Consider the following 18,582-nt stretch of genomic DNA (forward strand, 5'->3'; position numbering starts at 1 on the left):
GCGTAGCCTGGGCTTTTGACGATGCCCGATTTACCTTACGCCGCGTTCCCTTCCAAAAAATCCTGTGCAAACCGTTGCAGCACGCCGCCGGCTTCATATACCAATACTTCTTCTGCGGTATCGAGGCGGCAGGTCACGGGGACTTCTACGGTTTCGCCGTTTTTGCGGTGGATGACGAGGGTCAGGTCGCCGCGCGGTTTGCGTTCGCCGACCACGTCGTAGGTTTCCGTGCCGTCCAGTTGCAGGGTGTGGCGGTTGGTTCCGGGTTTGAATTGCAGCGGCAACACGCCCATGCCGATGAGGTTGGTGCGGTGGATGCGCTCGAAACCTTCGGCGGCAATGGCTTCCACGCCCGCCAGCCGCACGCCTTTCGCCGCCCAGTCGCGGCTGGAGCCCTGTCCGTAGTCCGCGCCGGCGATGATGATAAGTGGCTGTTTGCGGTTCATATAGGTTTCGATGGCTTCCCACATGCGCATGGTTTGGCCTTCGGGTTCAACGCGTGCCAGCGAACCTTGGCGTACGCTGCCGTCTTCGTTTTTCACCATTTCGTTAAACAATTTGGGATTGGCGAAGGTGGCGCGTTGGGCAGTGAGGTGGTCGCCGCGGTGGGTGGCGTAGGAATTGAAGTCTTCTTCGGGCAAACCCATTTTTGCCAGATATTCGCCTGCCGCACTCGCCGCCAGAATCGCGTTGGACGGTGAAATGTGGTCGGTGGTGATGTTGTCGGGCAGAATCGCCAGCGGTCGCATACCTCTTAATGTGCGTTCCCCTGCCAATGCGCCTTCCCAGTAAGGCGGGCGGCGGATGTAGGTGGACATCGGACGCCAGTCGTACAGCGGGCTCGGGGCTTTTTGCGCTTTGCCGGTGTCGAACATCGGTACATACACATCGCGGAACTGCTGCGGTTTCACATATTCGGCAACGACGGCATCGATTTCTTCGTCGGTCGGCCAGATATCTTTCAGGCGGATTTCGCGGCCGTCTGCAACGCCGAGTACGTCGTTTTCAATATCGAAACGGATGCTGCCTGCCAGCGCGTAGGCAACAACCAGCGGAGGCGAAGCGAGGAAAGCCTGTTTCGCATACGGGTGGATGCGGCCGTCGAAGTTGCGGTTGCCCGACAATACAGCGGTGGCGTACAAATCGCGGTCGATGATTTCTTTCTGGATTTTCGGATCCAGCGCGCCGCTCATGCCGTTGCAGGTAGTGCAGGCGAAGGCGACAATGCCGAAGCCGAGTTTTTCCATTTCGGGCAACAAGCCTGCTTCTTTCAAATAGATTTCGGCTACTTTTGAACCCGGGGCAAACGAAGATTTCACCCAAGGTTTGCGTTTCAAGCCGAGACGGTTGGCATTGCGTGCCAACAGCGCGGCGGCGACAACGTTGCGCGGATTGGAAGTATTGGTACACGAAGTAATCGCGGCAATAATCACTGCGCCGTCAGGCATTTGGTCGTCTGAAGGCTCTTCGTAAGGTTTAGCCAAGCCTTTGCTGGCTAAATCGGCGGTCGCAAAACGGGCATGCGGATTACTTGGGCCTGCCATATTGCGCGTTACGCTGCTTAAATCAAATTTCAATACGCGAGGATAAACGGCGGTTTTCAAGGCATCTGCCCACAAGCCTGCGGTTTTGGCGTAGGTTTCCACCAATTTCACCTGCGCATCGTCGCGACCGGTCAGTTTCAAATAATCAATGGTTTGCTCGTCGATGGCGAACATGGCGGCAGTCGCGCCGAACTCAGGCGTCATGTTGGAAATGGTGGCACGGTCGCCGATCGACAGGCTTCTTGCACCTTCACCGAAGAATTCGACAAATGCACCAACCACGCGCTCTTTACGCAAGAATTCGGTCAGTGCCAACACGATATCGGTGGCAGTAATGCCCGGCTGGCGTTTGCCGGTCAGCTCAACGCCGACAATATCGGGCAGACGCATCATGGACGCGCGCCCCAGCATCACGGTTTCCGCTTCCAAACCGCCCACGCCTACGGAAATCACGCCTAATGAATCGACGTGCGGCGTGTGCGAGTCTGTGCCGACGCAGGTGTCAGGGAATGCCACGCCGTTTTTGACTTGGACGACGGGCGACATTTTTTCCAAGTTGATTTGGTGCATAATGCCGTTGCCAGCAGGAATCACATCCACATTTTCAAAGGCGGTTTTTGTCCAGTTGATGAAGTGGAAACGGTCTTCGTTGCGCCGGTCTTCGATTTCTCGGTTTTTGCGGAAAGCATCAGGATCGTAGCCGCCGCATTCAACGGCCAAAGAGTGGTCGACGATGAGCTGGGTTTGCACCACCGGATTCACTTTGGCAGGATCGCCGCCTTTTTCGGCAATTGCATCGCGCAGACCTGCCAAATCCACCAACGCTGTCTGACCCAGAATATCGTGACACACCACGCGCGCCGGATACCAAGGGAAGTCGATTTCCTGTTTTCCCTCAATCAGCTGGCCCAGCCAGCTTTGCAGCGTAGGCAGGTCGACTTTGTCTGCGCGGTTGACCAAGTTCTCAGCCAAGATGCGGCTTGTATAAGGCAACTTGTCGTAAGAGCCTGGTTTGATGTCTTCACACGCCTGACGCGCGTCGTAATATTCCAAATCCGTACCGGGCAAAGCTTTACGGTAGCGTTGGTTGGCAGTCATGTCGGTTCTCCTAAATCTATTCTTTTTTTGGTTTTGGGGTTTCAGACGGCCTGTTGATTCGGACCTTCAGGCCGTCTGAAACCATAAATTCGGTTTTATTGCTTGTGATTTGAAATCTATTCGCGGTATGAAAAAAAATTGCCGCTCTGCTACCATCATTCCCGTATAGACGGAAATCCAAACTTAAATCTTTCAGCACTCTTTACAGCAGAACATTTCAATTGTTGAATTTCTGCCTGTATGGGAATGACGACAGCAGAGCAGCATGTTTTCCAAACGGCCGGCTCTCTCTCTCGCATACTGCACTAGGCCGTCGAAAAACGAAAACATCATCTATTCATTGTTTTCAAAAGGCATTTCGAGATGGGCGGGCAGGCGGCCCACCCTGCTGTTACGCGTATCAGCGGTTTTCAATCTCCACGAATGCCAAATCTTCAGGGCCTGTGTAGTTTGCGCTCGGACGGATGATTTTGCCGTCTTTGCGTTGCTCGAGAACGTGTGCGCTCCAACCGGTTGTACGGGAAATTACGAACAGCGGTGTGAACATAGCGGTCGGTACGCCCAATTTTTGGTAGGAAACGGCTGAGAACCAGTCCAGATTCGGGAACATTTTTTTCTCTTCCCACATCACGCTCTCCAAGCGTTCGGCAATGTCAAAGAGGCGCATATCGCCGGTTTCTTTACTCAAACCGCGTGCCACTTCTTTGATGACAACGTTGCGCGGGTCGGAGATGGTGTACACCGGATGACCGAAACCGATCACGATTTCCTTGCGGCCGATGCGTTCGCGGATGTCTGCTTCGGCTTCGTCGGCATTGCGGTAGCGTTTTTGAATATCGTAAGCCACCTCGTTCGCACCGCCGTGTTTCGGACCTTTCAACGCGCCGATTGCGCCGGTAATGCTGGAGTACATATCAGAGCCTGTACCGGCAATCACGCGGGCGGTAAAGGTAGAAGCGTTGAACTCATGCTCCGCATACAGAATCAGTGAAACGTGCATGGCTTTGATGTGTGATTCGCTTGGGCGTTTGCCGTGCAACAGGTGCAGGAAATGGCCGCCGATGGTGTCTTCGTCGCTTTCGACGTCAATGCGTCTTCCGTTGTGCGAATATTGATACCAATACAACAAGATGCTGCCGAGGCTGGCGATCAGTTTGTCGGCGATGTCGCGCGCTTCACTTTCCGGATGGCTTTCACGTTCGGGATGAACACAGCCCAGCATGGATACACCGGTACGCATCACATCCATCGGATGGGTATGTGCAGGCAGGCTTTCCAACACTTTAATCACACGGATAGGCAGGCCGCGCATGGATTTGAGCTTGGTTTTATAAGCGGCCAGCTCGAATTTGTTGGGCAGATGGCCGTGAATCAGCAGGTGGGCGACTTCTTCAAACTCGCATTTTTGTGCCAAGTCCAAGATGTCGTAACCGCGATAGCTCAAATCGTTGCCGGTACGGCCGACGGTACACAATGCGGTATTACCGGCCGCAACGCCGGAAAGCGCAACGGATTTTTTCGGTTTGAAAGTCGGGGTTTGCGTAGTTGCAGTCATGGTATTTCTCCTTTGTATTTTTATGGGTTTTATTTTTTCAGACGGCCAATGCGGATTTGCTGAAAGGCCGTCTGAAAGCGGTTAATCATTTTTGAAACAATTTATCCAGTTTTTGCTCGAATGCGTGATAGTTCAGATGCTCGTACAGCTCGGCACGGGTTTGCATACTGTCAACCACCGCCGCCTGAGTGCCGTCGCGCATAATCGCCTCATAAACATTCAGTGCGGCTTTGCTTGCGGCGCGGAACGATGACAGCGGATACAGCACCAGCGATACGCCGTTTTCAGCCAGCTCGCTTTGGGTATAAAGCGGAGTCGCGCCGAATTCGGTAATGTTCGCCAACACAGGGACTTTCACCGCGTCCGCAAATTGGCGGTACATGTTCAAATCGGTCATGGCCTCAGGGAAAATCATGTCCGCACCGGCTTCCACGCAAGCTTGGGCGCGTTCGATGGCGGCATCCAAACCTTCCACCGCCAGCGCATCGGTACGCGCCATAATCACGAAGTTCTCATCAACGCGCGCATCGACGGCAGCTTTGATACGGTCGACCATTTCATCTTTAGAAACAATGGCTTTGTTCGGACGGTGGCCGCAGCGTTTTTGTGCTACCTGATCTTCGATGTGAACCGCTGCAACACCGGCGCGTTCAAAGTTGCGAATCGTACGCGCGATATTGAATGCTCCGCCCCAACCCACATCGATGTCCACCAGCAAAGGCGTATCCACGTTGTCCGTAATGCGTCGCGCATCGATCAGCACATCTTCCATTGTGGTGATGCCCAAATCAGGGATACCGCAAGAGCAGGCTGCCACGCCGCCGCCGGACAGATAAATCGCCTTGAAACCGCTTTGGGTGGCCAATCGCGCAAAATAAGCATTGACGCAACCGACGACGGCAAGAGGATTCGATTCTTTCACGGCTTGACGGAAACGCGCTCCGGCAGAGTGTTGGCTCATCATATTTCTCCTTTATAGACTTTTATCAGTATCAATCGGCCGGTTCGGTTTTCTCTAAACCAGAAACGAACCGTTTAAAAAGAAACAATCGTTTCAAAAACTGTTTTCAGACGGCCTATAAAATTTCCATTACCAACCATCTAAAAATTTAAAATTAATAAAAACAAATAGTTATCAAAACCATTGAATACAATAAGGCTGAAGCGGAGGTATTTGTTTTTTAAATATTATTAATCAGTATATGAATGCAACAGAGGAAAGAAGTTTTAAAACCCGAAGTGTTTGTGGGAATGCGGAAACTGGATTCGGGTTGAGAGCCTTCAGACCGCCGCGACTGGCAATAAGCAGACGACGACGGGATCGGCGGAGAGAGGGGAAAATCTATAACAAGAGAGAGTGGTTTGATACAGATTCATGATGATGTTCCTTTGTAGTGCGATGTAGTTTTTATTTATGGAAACAAATTTAAAAAATAAAACCAGACTTGTCAAACACTTTTTTCAAAAATTTTATAAAAAATTCAGTTACTAATAAATGATTCTTTAGCAACAAACATAAAAAGCGGACAGTTCCTGCCACATCAAACCCTGATGTAGCCTGGCTTCTGTCCGTTTTGTATTTTTAGTTTATAGTCAGAATGATTGTAAACAATCCACCAAAAAATAATTTATAATTGATTCATTTATAAGGAATTTTTAAATACGCCATCTAAAAAATTAGATTTTTTTTAGCCTATGGCCGTTCAGACGGCCTCTATCGGATGGCTACTTCGCGCTAAATGCCGTCTGAAAAGTCTGTTTGCCAACGGTAATATCGGCAGTGTAATCATGGCGGCCCTCGACACAAAACGGCAAGCGGATTTGCAAAGCCTGCCAGCTTCGCGGAGATTGTTTAGTCAGATTATAGCGGTTGAAGCCCATATCCATGTTTTTCATACTGAAACTGATACTGACCGCGCCCGTATTTCGCGGAACATTCTCTATCACGATATCAAACGGTTCATGCGTATTGATGGATGTTGCGCGTACTTTTGAACCGTCAGGCAATATGCAGCCTTGTATTAAATTACATTCGACTACTTTCGTTTTTGATTGCTGTTGCTGCCACCAATCCAAGAGCAGCAGTTTGGCCGCCGCAAACACAATCAGTAAAACAGCGGCAATCAAAAGCTTTTGATTTTTACTCATTTCAGACGGCCTCAATGTCATTATCGGTCAAAACGGCATGCGCACCCATGCTCTGCCACTGTTCGCGATAAATGGAAAACAGACTTTCCGGAGCTGCCACAATCAGCGGCATCGCCACGCCTTGCGCCAAAATATCTGCAACTTGTCTGGCAGCCGCTTCATTCGCCACTTTCCAAACAACGGTATCCGCATTTTGCACCTGCCGCCATTGTTCGGCATTTTCAATGATTGGCCACACGCCGGACGCTTCTTGCAGCTTGTCTTGCTGCCAATCGGCAAACTCCAGTAATACCGCCGATGCGGTTTGATGAGCCAATCCATATGGCGCAACATGATATTCGCCCATGCTGTTTTGACCGCTGAAGCCGCTTTTCAGACGGCCTTGAAGCTGGCGCGGAATGGATAGGGAGCGTAACAATGCGCTATTGGCTGGCAGCATCGGTGCAACGGTAAAATCCCCTGCTTTTTGCCATGCCCATTTCTGCCCTTCCCTCGATTGGATTTCGCCCGCCCATTGGTCGGCTTCCACCCATAAAAAATGCAGGCGTACATGTGCGTGTTCGTAGGAATGGACTTTGGTCAGCCACGGCGTAGCGGCAAGGATACGGATGCCGAGTTCTTCTTCAAATTCACGTTGCAAAGCTTGAAAATCGCTTTCGCCGGCTTCCACCTTGCCGCCGGCAAATTCCCAATAGCCGGCATAGGGCTTGCCCTCCGGGCGGGAACTGAGCAGGTAGCGGCCGTTTTTGTCGAGCAAAATCCCGGCAACCACTTGCACCAATGGACGTGTGTCTTCAGTCATCATGAGATTATTCTTAATATGCGGCAGGCGGCGACACCTGCCAATTTATGCGTAAAAAAACGATGTCGGGCCTATACGCCCGACCTTCAACAAATACCTAACCCTTCAGGCCGTCTGAAAAGGATGCTCTATTTCAGAATACTTAAATCCGGCCTTATTTTTCCGCAATGACAAAAGCCATGACGGTATCCTCTTCATCGCTCATGCTCAGATGACAGCTTCGGATCCCCTGTTCTTCCAGCCATTTGCTCAAAGCCGGTGCAAAAAACAATTCAGGCTTGCCCAATGCGTCGTGTCCGACACCGATATTGCGGAAGGACACCACGCCGCGTATGCCCGTCCCGACGGCTTTGGCAAAAGCCTCCTTGGCGGCAAAGCGTTTGGCAAGATAGTTGACCGGTTTGCCTGCCTGCGGAAATTCCAACAGCTCTTCCGGACTGAGAATGCGTTGCGCAAATGCCAGTCCGAATTTTTTGTTCAGGCGGATAATGCGTTTGAGGGAAACAATATCCGTGCCTATTCCGTAAATCATGGGTCTGCTCCTTGTTTAAATAGTCAGGCCGTCTGAAAATGCGGCTACCGGCCAAAGCAAACCGCTTTAGCCGGTATGGCTGATGCCCTTAAGGCAGCATTCTGGCCCTGAACATGACTTCCTTCATTTGGCGGACCGCTTCAGGCAGGCCGAGGAAGAGTGCTTGGGAAATCAGCGAATGGCCGATGTTCAGCTCGCGGATGGCGAGAATTTGGGCAATCGGCGTTACGTTGTGAATGGTCAGGCCGTGTCCGGCGTTGACGACCAAGCCCAAATCGCTGGCGTAATGCGCACCGTTTTGAATGCGCTCGAATTGTTTCATCTGCTCGGCGTGGCCGTGTGCATCGGCATACGCACCGGTGTGCAATTCGATAACGGGCGCTCCGACATCATGGGCGGCTTGGATTTGCGCGTTGTCGGCATCGATAAACAAGGACACTCGGATGCCTGCATCGGTCAGGATTTTGGTGAACTCGGCCACTTTATCCTGTTGCGCCAATACGTCCAAACCGCCTTCTGTGGTTACTTCTTGGCGTTTTTCAGGCACGATGCACACATCTTCCGGCATCACGTTGAGCGCGTTTTCCAGCATTTCTTCCGTCAGCGCCATTTCCAAATTCAGGCGCGTGCGGATGGCGTTTTTAACGGCAAACACGTCCGCATCTTTAATATGGCGGCGGTCTTCACGCAAGTGCATGGTAATCAAATCTGCGCCGTGGGTTTCCGCAATCAGCGCCGCTTCGACAGGGCTGGGATAAATCGTACCGCGCGCATTGCGGACGGTGGCAATATGGTCGATGTTTACGCCTAACAACATAATAATGTCCTTTCTTTAAAGTTTCAGACGGTCTGAGCCTGCTCATATTCACAGGCCGTCTGAAAAATTCAACTGCCCCAACCAAACTGCTGCAACTGCTGCAAAACCTGCCGAGACTTGATGCCCTCGGGCAGAAGGTTGTCAATCAAAAGCCGCGTTACTTTCAAAGCCTGCCCCAGACTTTCCTGATGAACGAAACTGCCTTCCCTCAAATCGATTAACGTCGCACCCGATACGGCAACGCCTTTATTGAGCGCGTGAAAGCGGTCGGCCTCGGTCAAGGGTACCACAGCCTCTTCCGGCGTGAGCCAATACGTTTCTTCGCCGTTGATTTCCTTACCGTTGCCGTCATGGAACAAATCGGGGGCAAAGCCCAAGCGTGTCAGCAGCGTCCATTCAAAACGGCGCAAAGCGGCAATGTGGTTGGCCTCGCAGCAGATGGTTTTCATGGTCTCCACCAAAACATCGTAAAGCTCGGGCAACGGGTCTTCACGGACGGTCAATTTCAGCATCAACTCGTTTACATACAATCCGCTGAACAAAGCCCTGCCCTGCGGCTGCGGCCAACCGCCTATCCATTCGGCGCGATGTAAGGTCTTCAACTCTTGCGAACCATACCAAGACGCGCTCACCGGCACAAACGACACCAACACGCCGCGCAATTCGCTCTGCCGTTTGCGTGCGCTTCTGGCCAATAAAGCCACACGCCCATAACGGCGGCTGAAGGCCTCCACCCACAAGCTGCTCTCACGCCAAGGAGCGGAAGCAAGCAGAAAGACGGGTTCGTGGTTGATGCGGTTCGGTTGCGCCATAAGGGTTTGGAAAGATAAAGATTGTGTCGATTATAACGGAAAATCGACACAAAAGGCCGTCTGAAAGGCCTGCTTCTGTAAACAACGCCTGAAAACCTTTATAATCCGTTTTCAATAATTTTCCGATTTTGTTGACTTTATGCCGAAATTCCAGCTCAAATCCACGCTTTCCATACTTTCTCTCGCCCTGTTATCCGCCTGCTCCTTGGTGAAATACCAACCCGTTGCCGGTATTGATGCAGTCGATTTGAAGCAAGGCTACCGCTTTGAAACCAGCAAACTCCAGCGGGAAGACGATGACGATACCTTAATTGTCGTCATGTTTTCAGGCGGTGGAACGCGTGCGGCGGCCTTGGGTTACGGCGTTTTAGAACAGCTCAACCAGCAGCAGGTAACCATCGGCGGCAAAAGAAAATCCTTGCTGGCCAACGTCGATGTCGTCGTCGGCGTATCCGGCGGATCGGTTTTAGCCGCCTATTTTGCATTAAAAGGCGAAGAAACCATCCCATTGTTTTACAAGCGTTTCCTGCATCAAAACTTCCAACGCCAAGTCATCAAACAAGCCTTTTCCATGTCCAATCTGCCCCGACTGGCCTCGCCTGAATACGGACGCGGAGATTTGTTGCAGGAGCAGTTTGAAAACTATCTTTTCGGCAAGGCCACTTTCCGCGATTTGGAAAAACACGGTAAAGGCCCGTTTGCCATCATTTCCGCCACCGATATGGGCATAGGCGAACGCTTCAACTTCACGCAGGAATACTTTGATCCGATGTGTATCGACCTGGGCAACCTCCGCATCGCCCGCGCCGTCGCCGCATCCAGTTCCGTCCCCATGGTCTTTGCACCGATTACCCTAAACAACAACGGCGGACGCTGCAACTACACGCCGCCGATCAAAATCGAAGACGCGGACGACAGCGAAACAGGCAGACAACAAAGCCGCACCATAAAAGAATTTTACGAGCGCTTCCAAAAATACGCAGACGGGAAAAACCGACCCTACATCCACCTGATAGACGGCGGCCTGACCGATAATCTGGGCATGCGCAGCCTTTTGGATATGACGGAAATGTATCCGGAAAAAATCCTGACAAACAAAATCCTGCAAAACAACATCCGCCATATCGTCGTCATCAACGTCAATGCGCAAAACCAAGTCAGCAGCAATTTGGACAAAACTGCGGCCGTTCCCGGTTTCCGCGATGTTGTCTCCTCCATCGTTAATATCCCCATCGACCAAAACTCGCAAGAATCCCTGCGCCGTTTCCGCGCCTTCGTCGATCAGTGGAATAAAGACAAACAGACCGACGGCATCAGCTTCTCCTTCGTCAGCCTCAACCTCAAAGACCTCCCTCCTTCCGAGTTAAGGGAAAAAGTATTGAACATTCCGACCAGTTTTTATCTGCCGCCGGAAGATGTGGACAACCTGCGTACCGCCGCTGCCGAACTGATGAAGCAATCGTTGGACTACCGCAACCTGCTGACAGAATTTGCAGCACACCACAATCCCGACGCCATCTTTGCCGAACCGCCGCCGGACGCTAAAGATTTCAAACCGTTAAACGAAAAAGAAACACAGAAACAATCTGTTCCATAAAGTATTGCTCTGTTAAAATAGAAAAATAGATCTCAACCCCTTCAGACGGCCTCAGAGATAAAGGCCGTCTGAAACAAAATATCAAAAACAGAATACAACCATGACCGAAAAAAACAAGCCTATCGTTACCGATATCGACCGCCCCATCCTCGTTCCGCCCGGCGGCCATAAAAAAGTCCTGCTGCATTCCTGCTGCGCCCCGTGCAGCGGCGAAGTAATGGAAGCCCTGCTTGCCAGCGGCATCGACTACACCATTTATTTTTACAACCCCAATATCCATCCGCACAAAGAATATATGCTGCGCAAAGAAGAAAACATGCGCTTTGCGGATAAATTCGGCATTCCCTTCATCGACAAAGACGACGACTACGAAAACGACCGCAAAGAATGGTTTGCCAAAGCCAAAGGCATGGAATTTGAACCCGAACGCGGTATCCGTTGCACCATGTGTTTCGATATGCGTTTTGAAAAAGCAGCCCAATACGCCCATGAAAACGGCTTCCATGTATTCACCAGCTCACTGGGCATTTCACGCTGGAAAGACATGAAACAGATCAACGGCTGCGGCCATCGCGCTGCTGAGCCTTACGATGACCTGGTTTATTGGGATTTCAACTGGCGCAAAGGCGGCGGCAGCGCACGCATGATTGAAATCAGCAAACGCGAACATTTCTACCAACAAGAATACTGCGGTTGCGCCTATTCCCTGCGCGACTCCAATGCCCACCGCAAATCACAAGGCCGCATCCCCATCAAGCTGGGCGTGTTGTATTACGGCGATGAATCCACCCAATACGAGCCTCAAGCCGAAAACAAAATCATCGTTGAGAAATAAAAATTAAAGGCTGTCTGAAACATTCAGACGGTCTTTATTCAAATCAGCCGATTAACGGCGGCGGAATTTGCCGTGATCAAAATCATCAAATGCCTGATAAGCGGCTTGGCATTGAATTTTTTGCTCGGCATAAGGCAAACCGCGGAACGCTTTTGCCGCTTTATGGTTTTCCCTCAACTCGGCCTTGTTGCCTTTGTAGCGATACCAAGCGGCACGGCGCTCAAGGTATTGCTTGCAGGCAGGATGCAATTTGTTTTTCTTCGCTGGCTGGTGTTTGCTCACATGAGAGCCATGCGGCTTGGCCGCCACCTCGGCAGAATAAGCACCCAAACTCAATATGGCAACCGCCGCCAGTGCGGAACCTAAATTTTTCAGCATTAACATGATTCTTTTCCTAAATAGTTTTTCCATTATATGTTTCGCCTGGGTACCGGCAAAACGCCCATTTTTTATATGACAAAAAATGTGGTTAATTACTACATCATACTACTTGCTTTGCAAAATTTAACACACCTTCCATTTAGACGAAATCTGAATATAAATCTCTTTATTTCATAAGCCTCTAGAAAAATTTTGAACAAATGTGATGCAAACACAAAATAATGCCTGACCGCCACAAACCCACATAAAACCTAGCCTGAGCCATTCCCCTCTTTAATCAACCCCCGAAAAAAGCGCATTGTCAAGTCTAGTTAAACAAAGAAAAATACATTATATTGTGCCGTTCAAAGCAATCAAATACCGTATCTTGTGTTTTTTAATGGGAAGACTGAATAATGAATGCAGCAACGAATATTAAAGTAACCAAACGCGACGGACGCTTGGAAGATATCGATTTAGACAAAATCCACCGTGTTGTTACTTGGGCGGCGGAAGGCTTACAAAACGTCTCCGTATCGCAAGTCGAGCTCAAATCACATATTCAGTTTTACAACGGTATCCGTACTGACGACATCCATGAGACCATCATCAAGGCCGCGGCCGACCTGATCTCACAAGACACGCCAGATTATCAATATCTGGCCGCCCGCCTCGCCATTTTCCACCTGCGCAAAATCGCTTACGGCGAATTCGAACCGCCCCACCTCTACGACCACGTTAAAAAACTGACCGATGCGGGCAAATACGACCGCCACATCATCGAAGATTACAGCCGCGAAGAGTTTGACGAGCTGAATGCCTATATCGACCACAGCCGCGATATGACCTTCTCTTATGCTGCCGTAAAACAGCTGGAAGGCAAATATCTGGTTCAAAACCGTGTTACCCGCCAAATTTATGAAACGCCGCAGTTCTTATACATTTTGGTGGCCATGTGTCTCTTCAGCAAATATCCGAAAGAGACCCGTTTGGATTACGTCAAACGCTTTTACGACGCCGTTTCCACATTCAAAGTATCGCTGCCTACGCCTATCATGAGCGGCGTGCGTACCCCTACCCGTCAATTCTCAAGCTGCGTATTGATTGAATGCGACGACAGTCTGGATTCCATCAACGCCACCACCAGCGCGATTGTGAAATACGTTTCCCAACGAGCAGGCATCGGCATCAACGCCGGCCGTATCCGCGGCTTGGGCAGCGAAATCCGTGGCGGTGAAGCACAACACACCGGCTGTATCCCATTCTTCAAAATGTTCCAAGCGGCCGTTAAATCCTGCTCGCAAGGCGGCGTACGCGGCGGCGCGGCAACCTTGTTCTACCCATTGTGGCACATTGAAGCTGAAAGCCTGTTGGTATTGAAAAACAACCGTGGCGTAGAAGACAACCGTATCCGCCAGCTGGACTACGGCGTACAAATCAACCGCCTGCTGTACACCCGCTTGATCAAAGGCGGCAACATTACCCTGTTCTCGCCGAATGAAGTTCCGGGTTTGTATGATGCCTTCTTCGCCGATCAAGACGAATTCGAGCGCCTCTACACTCAATACGAGCAAGATCCAAACATCCGAAAACGCACTTTGCCGGCAACAGAACTGTTCTCCACCCTGATGCAGGAGCGCGCTGGTACCGGTCGTATCTACATCCAAAACGTTGACCACTGCAACACGCACAGCCCATTTGATCCACGCGTTGCGCCTGTTCATCAGTCCAACTTGTGCATGGAAATCGCCCTGCCAACCAAACCGCTGGACAACATCAACGACCCGAACGGCGAAATTGCCCTGTGTACTCTGTCTGCTTTCAACTTGGGCGCATTGAACAACTTGGACGAACTGGAAGAACTCGCCGACTTGACCGTACGCGCACTTGATGCCCTGTTGGATTATCAAGACTATCCGGTTGCAGCCGCGCGCACCGCAACCATGAACCGCCGCACACTCGGCATCGGCGTCATCAACTACGCCTACTATCTGGCGAAAAACGGCGTACGTTACAGCGACGACTCTGCCCTCGGCCTGACCCACCGCACCTTTGAAGCCATGCAGTATTACCTGCTCAAAGCATCGGTGAACCTTGCCAAAGAATACGGCGCATGCCCGCTCTTCAACCAAACTGTTTACTCGCAAGGCAAACTGCCTATCGACACCTACAAAAAAGACTTGGACGCCGTGTGCAGCGAGCCTTTGCACTACGACTGGGAAAACCTGCGTGCCGACATCGTCAAATACGGCCTGCGCAACTCTACCCTGACCGCACTCATGCCGTCTGAAACCAGCTCGCAAATTGCCAACGCCACCAACGGCATCGAGCCTCCACGCGGTTTGGTCAGCGTTAAAGCATCGAAAGACGGTATTTTGAAACAAGTCGTACCGGAATTTGAAACCCTGAAAGATGCCTACGAAACCCTGTGGCAGCTTCCTGGCAACGAAGGCTACCTGAAACTTGTCGGCGTGATGCAGAAATTTGTCGATCAATCGATTTCCGCCAACACCGCCTACGACCCGGGTAAATTCGAAGGCAACAAAGTTTCCATGAAACAAATGCTGAAAGATCTGCTGACCGCCTACAAATACGGTGTCAAAACCCTGTACTACCACAACACCCGCGATGGTGCGGACGATACGCAGACTGATATTCAGGATGACGGCTGCGCTGGTGGGGCTTGTAAGATTTAAGGGCTAGAGTTTTATTAACAGAACTTCTTCAGGAAGTCTGTAATTAAAATTTAGGCTTCTTGAGGAGGATATTCATCATTATAACTATATGAGTTTTATGGATATTCCTTCAATTATTGATAGTTTAGGACGTAATAAAGACGTAACATATTTGATTGCGATTGTATTAATTTATTCAGTCAAACAGCTCAAAGATGTTCTGTGTCATAAAAATTTCCGAAAAACCGTCAAAAATTTATATAAAGACAAGGATTTAGAATAAATGTCTTGTGAACACTTAACTATGTCATACAGCACTTTTTCCAAAACCAAAAACGATGCGCTAAAAGAGCCGATGTTTTTTGGTCAGCCGGTAAATGTCGCCCGTTATGACCAGCAGAAATACGAAGTATTTGAAAAACTGATCGAAAAACAATTGTCTTTCTTCTGGCGGCCGGAGGAAATCGACGTGTCGCGCGACCGTATTGACTACGCCAATCTGCCCGAACACGAAAAACATATTTTCATCAGCAATCTGAAATACCAAACCCTGCTCGATTCGATCCAAGGCCGCAGCCCGAATGTTGCGTTCTTGCCTTTGGTGTCTATTCCCGAGCTGGAAACTTGGATTGAAACGTGGAGCTTCAGCGAAACCATCCACTCGCGCAGCTACACTCATATCATCCGTAATATCGTGAATGATCCTTCAGTCGTGTTCGATGATATTGTGCAAAACAAATACATCATCGCCCGCGCCGAAGACATTGCCTGCTATTACGATGATTTGATTGAATACACTCAGTATTACAATCTATTGGGCGAAGGCACGCACAATGTCGGCGGCAAGCTCGTTACCGTATCTTTGCGCGAGTTGAAGAAAAAACTCTATCTCTGCCTGATGTGCGTCAACGTATTGGAAGCCATCCGCTTTTACGTTTCATTCGCCTGCTCGTTTGCCTTTGCCGAGCGCGAATTGATGGAGGGCAACGCCAAAATCATCAAACTGATTGCCCGCGACGAAGCCCTGCACCTGACCAGCACCCAGCATATGCTCAACCTGATGCGTGCTGGTGCCGATGATCCTGAAATGGCTGAAATTGCGAATGAATTGCAGGACGAGTGTTTCAACCTCTTCAAAAAAGCAGCCGAGCAGGAAAAAGAATGGGCGGCCTATCTGTTTAAAGACGGCTCAATGATTGGCCTGAACAAGGAAATTCTGGCTCAATACGTTGAATACATTACCAATCTGCGTATGCAGGCGGTTGGCCTTCCTGCCGGATTTGAAGGTGCGACCCAAAATCCGATTCCTTGGATCAACGCATGGCTGTCTTCTGACAATGTACAGGTTGCGCCGCAGGAAGTGGAAATTTCTTCTTACTTAATCGGTCAGATTGATTCGGAAGTCAGCGCGGACGATTTGGGCGATTTCGAGCTGTAAACCGCGTTTCAGACGGCCTTTGGGCGTAACCGGCCGTCTGAAAATCTCTTTTCAATCCTCAAGGTATAACCAAAAATGAAGATTTATGGCGACATTGCGGTAAAAGCAGCTGAATCATATTCTAAATATGAAGATATGGAACAAACTTGGACAGAGATTGCGGCATCATTTCCCATCAAGGAGTCAATTAGAAAAAAAGGATGCCCAAAGAATGCATTTTTGGGATTGTGTCGTGCGGGGTTGGTTAAAGGAATCAACCCGGAAAAAGTCAAAACCAAACATTCCAAAAACGGAGAATATGCCGTTGCAGCGGTCAGCCTTTTAAAAAATGATCCCGAATGGGCAAATCAGAAAAAATCCGTTTTCTGGCGCGAAATTGTGGGTAATGAAAAAAAATATAACAGCCAGCTTCATGTCGTTTTGGCCTTGTGGGAAAAAGGCTTGATTATTTGAATTTATATATTTAAGGCCGTCTGAAACATTGTTCAGACGGCCTCTATGCCCTAAAACACACATGGCACTCATTAGCACACACGACAAAACCTTCCAACTCCAACAAGGCGAAACCTTATTGGAGGGCTTGGAGCGCACTGGACACGAAGTTGAATACCAATGTCGCAGCGGTTATTGCGGTTCATGCCGGGTTAAAATCTTGGATGGGAAAGTCTCTTATGATAATTTTCCGCTCGCTTTTGTCGCGCCCGGAGAAATTTTGCCGTGCTGCTGTCGGGTTACTGAAGACATCAAACTCGATTGTCGGGAGCGCATCAAAGAGCCGGATTTATTTGATGTCGATTTATTTGAAGACAAATAAAAAATGCCGTCTGAACATTGTGGCTGAAATCCTTGATTTCATGTCCACTGTTCAGACGGCATTTTGTATGGTTAAGCTTATTTACGCTCACCAACCGGCAAAACAGTACGGCCGAAAGATTCGTTGATGACCTCTGCCGCTGCCAAGTAGAACGCACCAAGTGCAGTTACCAAGCCTAAGCAACCGCCGATATGGACGATGCTGTGGTTTTGCATACCGTCGCCAATACCCAAAGCAAAGAAAGTCAGCGTCAAGCAAAAGAAAATACCGCTCAATACTTTAGGCTTGGTCAAGGTGGCCACAAACATCATCAGTGAAAACATACCCCATGCGCAGAGATACCAGCCGATAAACGCGGCAGCAGTTTCACCTTTAAAAAAGATGGTAAACAAAGCCCATGTCCACCAGAAGGCGCCATAGCTGATAAAAGCGGTAAAGCCGAACGTATTGCCTTTCTTGAACTCAAACATACCGGCAATAACTTGGGCGATACCACCAAAGGCGAGAGCCATGCCCAAAACTAAACCGACACCCTCTTGAGCAGTAAAAATGCCGCCGTTAATCAGACTGAGCAACCAAGTTGTCAATGCAAAGCCACACAGGCCTACTGGACCTGGGTTCGCCAGGTTTTCTTTAGTAGTAGTCATTTTATTTCTCCTCTAGTTATTAGAAATAGGAAACCCATTGTTACAGGTTTTATTTAAAATTAAAAGAAATAAATTTAAAAAAATCAGGCCATCTGAAAAATATTTTTCAGACGGCCTTAAATATTAATAATTAAACTATCCCAAAATTGCCAAGATTTCCCTTAATTCGTTGGCATCAATTTGGCCGGGGGCCGACGTTTTTTGTGCTGCACCAAAGGTAACAGCCGAGCCGAAAGTCGAGCCGGCCAAGCGGCTGACGGCTCCGATTTTACCCATAGACATAGTAATAATCGGGCGGTCGATAATTTGTGAAACATCATATGTTGCCTGCAATAAAGTCAATACATCTTGCGGCGATTGCGGCATCACGGCAATTTTGCAGATATCCGCGCCCCACTCGGCCATTGTTTTCAGACGGCCTGTAATGTCTGCCAAAGACGGAGTGGCTTGGAAATCGTGATTGCAAAGCAAGGCGGCAGTTTGATACTCATGCGCCAATGCGATGGTTTGTTTTACGCCGCCTTCCTCGGCAAAAAGCTCGATGTCGATAATATCGGCTTGTTTGGAACAGATAATTTTTTCCAATAATTCAAAATAATAGTCGTCCGAACAAGGCGTATTGCCGCCCTCTTGCGCCCTTCTAAACGTAAACAGCAAAGGCTTGTCAGGAAAAGCCTGTCGGGCAATGCCTAATTGCTCGGCAATAAAATCGGCATCAAGCGCTTCTTGAAAAAAATCTGCACGAAATTCAATAATGTCAAAAGCCGTCTCTTTCAATATGCGCAAAGCCTGCGCCAATTCCTGCGTATTGGCAGCCACCAGCGGCACGGCAATTTTAGGCAGACCTTTGCCGATCTCGATATTTTTGATGATGACAGGTTTCATATTGTTCCTTTTTGCTGTTCAAG

The 18,582-nt window shown here is 49.6% G+C and carries 18 protein-coding genes; 7 read left to right on the top strand and 11 right to left on the bottom strand.

What is annotated here, in order from left to right; genetic code table 11:
• Window positions 1–35 precede the first annotated feature (35 nt).
• The 8 genes from acnD to recO all read right to left on the bottom strand — a co-directional run bounded on the left by acnD (window position 36) and on the right by recO (window position 9,308).
• Window positions 36–2,642 carry a Fe/S-dependent 2-methylisocitrate dehydratase AcnD gene (acnD, locus tag ACTHUG_RS10365; protein WP_440386656.1) on the bottom strand — a complete coding sequence of 869 codons (2,607 nt, stop codon included), beginning with the start codon at window positions 2,640–2,642 and terminating at the stop codon, window positions 36–38.
• A 400-nt stretch (window positions 2,643–3,042) separates the two neighbouring features.
• Window positions 3,043–4,197 (bottom strand): bifunctional 2-methylcitrate synthase/citrate synthase, encoded by a 1,155-nt coding sequence (gene prpC / locus ACTHUG_RS10370; protein WP_440386655.1) that lies wholly within the window; start codon window positions 4,195–4,197, stop codon window positions 3,043–3,045.
• Window positions 4,198–4,282: 85 nt separating this feature from the next.
• On the bottom strand, window positions 4,283–5,158 hold the full coding sequence (prpB, locus tag ACTHUG_RS10375) for a methylisocitrate lyase (RefSeq protein WP_036490908.1): 876 nt from the start codon (window positions 5,156–5,158) through the stop codon (window positions 4,283–4,285).
• Between the two features lie 764 nt (window positions 5,159–5,922).
• Complete coding sequence (locus ACTHUG_RS10380; protein ID WP_440386654.1) at window positions 5,923–6,345, bottom strand: hypothetical protein; 423 nt, start codon at window positions 6,343–6,345, stop codon at window positions 5,923–5,925.
• 1 nt (window position 6,346) lies between these two features.
• Complete coding sequence (locus ACTHUG_RS10385; RefSeq protein WP_440386669.1) at window positions 6,347–7,147, bottom strand: NUDIX domain-containing protein; 801 nt, start codon at window positions 7,145–7,147, stop codon at window positions 6,347–6,349.
• A 154-nt stretch (window positions 7,148–7,301) separates the two neighbouring features.
• Window positions 7,302–7,679 (bottom strand): holo-ACP synthase, encoded by a 378-nt coding sequence (acpS, locus tag ACTHUG_RS10390; RefSeq protein ID WP_036490916.1) that lies wholly within the window; start codon window positions 7,677–7,679, stop codon window positions 7,302–7,304.
• A gap of 88 nt (window positions 7,680–7,767) precedes the next feature.
• Complete coding sequence (gene pdxJ, locus ACTHUG_RS10395) at window positions 7,768–8,496, bottom strand: pyridoxine 5'-phosphate synthase (protein ID WP_311477782.1); 729 nt, start codon at window positions 8,494–8,496, stop codon at window positions 7,768–7,770.
• Window positions 8,497–8,564: 68 nt separating this feature from the next.
• Window positions 8,565–9,308 carry a DNA repair protein RecO gene (gene recO, locus ACTHUG_RS10400; RefSeq protein ID WP_440386652.1) on the bottom strand — a complete coding sequence of 248 codons (744 nt, stop codon included), beginning with the start codon at window positions 9,306–9,308 and terminating at the stop codon, window positions 8,565–8,567.
• A gap of 139 nt (window positions 9,309–9,447) precedes the next feature.
• On the opposite strand from recO, the gene ACTHUG_RS10405 reads away from it, so the two are divergent.
• Together ACTHUG_RS10405 and ACTHUG_RS10410 are read left to right on the top strand one after the other, a co-directional pair.
• On the top strand, window positions 9,448–10,905 hold the full coding sequence (locus ACTHUG_RS10405; protein ID WP_440386651.1) for a patatin-like phospholipase family protein: 1,458 nt from the start codon (window positions 9,448–9,450) through the stop codon (window positions 10,903–10,905).
• 100 nt (window positions 10,906–11,005) lie between these two features.
• Window positions 11,006–11,740, top strand: a complete 735-nt coding sequence (locus ACTHUG_RS10410; RefSeq protein ID WP_049331023.1) for an epoxyqueuosine reductase QueH — start codon at window positions 11,006–11,008, stop codon at window positions 11,738–11,740.
• Window positions 11,741–11,791: 51 nt separating this feature from the next.
• Here the strand turns inward: ACTHUG_RS10410 and ACTHUG_RS10415 are convergent, their stop codons facing one another.
• A complete protein-coding gene (locus ACTHUG_RS10415) occupies window positions 11,792–12,124 on the bottom strand; it encodes a stress response protein (protein WP_440386650.1) in 333 nt (110 codons plus the stop codon).
• Between the two features lie 392 nt (window positions 12,125–12,516).
• Between ACTHUG_RS10415 and nrdA the strand changes: the two genes are divergently transcribed.
• The 5 genes from nrdA to yfaE all read left to right on the top strand — a co-directional run bounded on the left by nrdA (window position 12,517) and on the right by yfaE (window position 17,027).
• The gene (gene nrdA, locus ACTHUG_RS10420; RefSeq protein WP_440386649.1) at window positions 12,517–14,796 is read left to right on the top strand and encodes a class 1a ribonucleoside-diphosphate reductase subunit alpha; all 2,280 of its coding nucleotides are present in this window, start codon (window positions 12,517–12,519) and stop codon (window positions 14,794–14,796) included.
• 97 nt (window positions 14,797–14,893) lie between these two features.
• The gene (locus ACTHUG_RS10425) at window positions 14,894–15,058 is read left to right on the top strand and encodes a hypothetical protein (protein ID WP_161799802.1); all 165 of its coding nucleotides are present in this window, start codon (window positions 14,894–14,896) and stop codon (window positions 15,056–15,058) included.
• Window positions 15,059–15,079: 21 nt separating this feature from the next.
• Window positions 15,080–16,213 carry a class Ia ribonucleoside-diphosphate reductase subunit beta gene (gene nrdB / locus ACTHUG_RS10430; protein WP_155811698.1) on the top strand — a complete coding sequence of 378 codons (1,134 nt, stop codon included), beginning with the start codon at window positions 15,080–15,082 and terminating at the stop codon, window positions 16,211–16,213.
• Window positions 16,214–16,288: 75 nt separating this feature from the next.
• Window positions 16,289–16,666: a DUF6979 family protein gene (locus tag ACTHUG_RS10435; RefSeq protein WP_440386648.1), complete on the top strand. Its 378-nt coding sequence runs from the start codon at window positions 16,289–16,291 to the stop codon at window positions 16,664–16,666.
• Window positions 16,667–16,727: 61 nt separating this feature from the next.
• Entirely contained in the window at window positions 16,728–17,027 is a 300-nt protein-coding gene (gene yfaE / locus ACTHUG_RS10440; protein ID WP_003686421.1) for a class I ribonucleotide reductase maintenance protein YfaE, read from the top strand.
• 77 nt (window positions 17,028–17,104) lie between these two features.
• Here the strand turns inward: yfaE and ACTHUG_RS10445 are convergent, their stop codons facing one another.
• Together ACTHUG_RS10445 and aroD are read right to left on the bottom strand one after the other, a co-directional pair.
• A complete protein-coding gene (locus ACTHUG_RS10445) occupies window positions 17,105–17,674 on the bottom strand; it encodes an acetate uptake transporter (protein WP_440386647.1) in 570 nt (189 codons plus the stop codon).
• A 135-nt stretch (window positions 17,675–17,809) separates the two neighbouring features.
• Window positions 17,810–18,559 carry a type I 3-dehydroquinate dehydratase gene (gene aroD, locus ACTHUG_RS10450; protein WP_440386646.1) on the bottom strand — a complete coding sequence of 250 codons (750 nt, stop codon included), beginning with the start codon at window positions 18,557–18,559 and terminating at the stop codon, window positions 17,810–17,812.
• Between the last annotated feature and the right edge of the window lie 23 nt (window positions 18,560–18,582).

The organism is Neisseria sp. P0022.S009 (assembly GCF_051956675.1).
In the GTDB taxonomy this organism is placed as follows: Bacteria; Pseudomonadota; Gammaproteobacteria; order Burkholderiales; family Neisseriaceae; genus Neisseria.

Excerpts from the sequence above, each read along its gene's own strand:
- ACTHUG_RS10435 (WP_440386648.1), top strand. The coding sequence starts at position 16,289 with ATGAAGATTTATGGCGACATTGCGGTAAAAGCAGCTGAATCATATTCT.
- ACTHUG_RS10410 (WP_049331023.1), top strand. The coding sequence starts at position 11,006 with ATGACCGAAAAAAACAAGCCTATCGTTACCGATATCGACCGCCCCATC.
- ACTHUG_RS10445 (WP_440386647.1), bottom strand. The coding sequence starts at position 17,674 with ATGACTACTACTAAAGAAAACCTGGCGAACCCAGGTCCAGTAGGCCTG.
- ACTHUG_RS10415 (WP_440386650.1), bottom strand. The coding sequence starts at position 12,124 with ATGTTAATGCTGAAAAATTTAGGTTCCGCACTGGCGGCGGTTGCCATA.
- yfaE (WP_003686421.1), top strand. The coding sequence starts at position 16,728 with ATGGCACTCATTAGCACACACGACAAAACCTTCCAACTCCAACAAGGC.
- ACTHUG_RS10405 (WP_440386651.1), top strand. The coding sequence starts at position 9,448 with ATGCCGAAATTCCAGCTCAAATCCACGCTTTCCATACTTTCTCTCGCC.
- ACTHUG_RS10380 (WP_440386654.1), bottom strand. The coding sequence starts at position 6,345 with ATGAGTAAAAATCAAAAGCTTTTGATTGCCGCTGTTTTACTGATTGTG.
- ACTHUG_RS10425 (WP_161799802.1), top strand. The coding sequence starts at position 14,894 with ATGGATATTCCTTCAATTATTGATAGTTTAGGACGTAATAAAGACGTA.
- nrdB (WP_155811698.1), top strand. The coding sequence starts at position 15,080 with ATGTCATACAGCACTTTTTCCAAAACCAAAAACGATGCGCTAAAAGAG.
- pdxJ (WP_311477782.1), bottom strand. The coding sequence starts at position 8,496 with ATGTTGTTAGGCGTAAACATCGACCATATTGCCACCGTCCGCAATGCG.
- recO (WP_440386652.1), bottom strand. The coding sequence starts at position 9,308 with ATGGCGCAACCGAACCGCATCAACCACGAACCCGTCTTTCTGCTTGCT.
- nrdA (WP_440386649.1), top strand. The coding sequence starts at position 12,517 with ATGAATGCAGCAACGAATATTAAAGTAACCAAACGCGACGGACGCTTG.
- prpB (WP_036490908.1), bottom strand. The coding sequence starts at position 5,158 with ATGAGCCAACACTCTGCCGGAGCGCGTTTCCGTCAAGCCGTGAAAGAA.
- aroD (WP_440386646.1), bottom strand. The coding sequence starts at position 18,559 with ATGAAACCTGTCATCATCAAAAATATCGAGATCGGCAAAGGTCTGCCT.
- ACTHUG_RS10385 (WP_440386669.1), bottom strand. The coding sequence starts at position 7,147 with ATGACTGAAGACACACGTCCATTGGTGCAAGTGGTTGCCGGGATTTTG.
- prpC (WP_440386655.1), bottom strand. The coding sequence starts at position 4,197 with ATGACTGCAACTACGCAAACCCCGACTTTCAAACCGAAAAAATCCGTT.
- acnD (WP_440386656.1), bottom strand. The coding sequence starts at position 2,642 with ATGACTGCCAACCAACGCTACCGTAAAGCTTTGCCCGGTACGGATTTG.
- acpS (WP_036490916.1), bottom strand. The coding sequence starts at position 7,679 with ATGATTTACGGAATAGGCACGGATATTGTTTCCCTCAAACGCATTATC.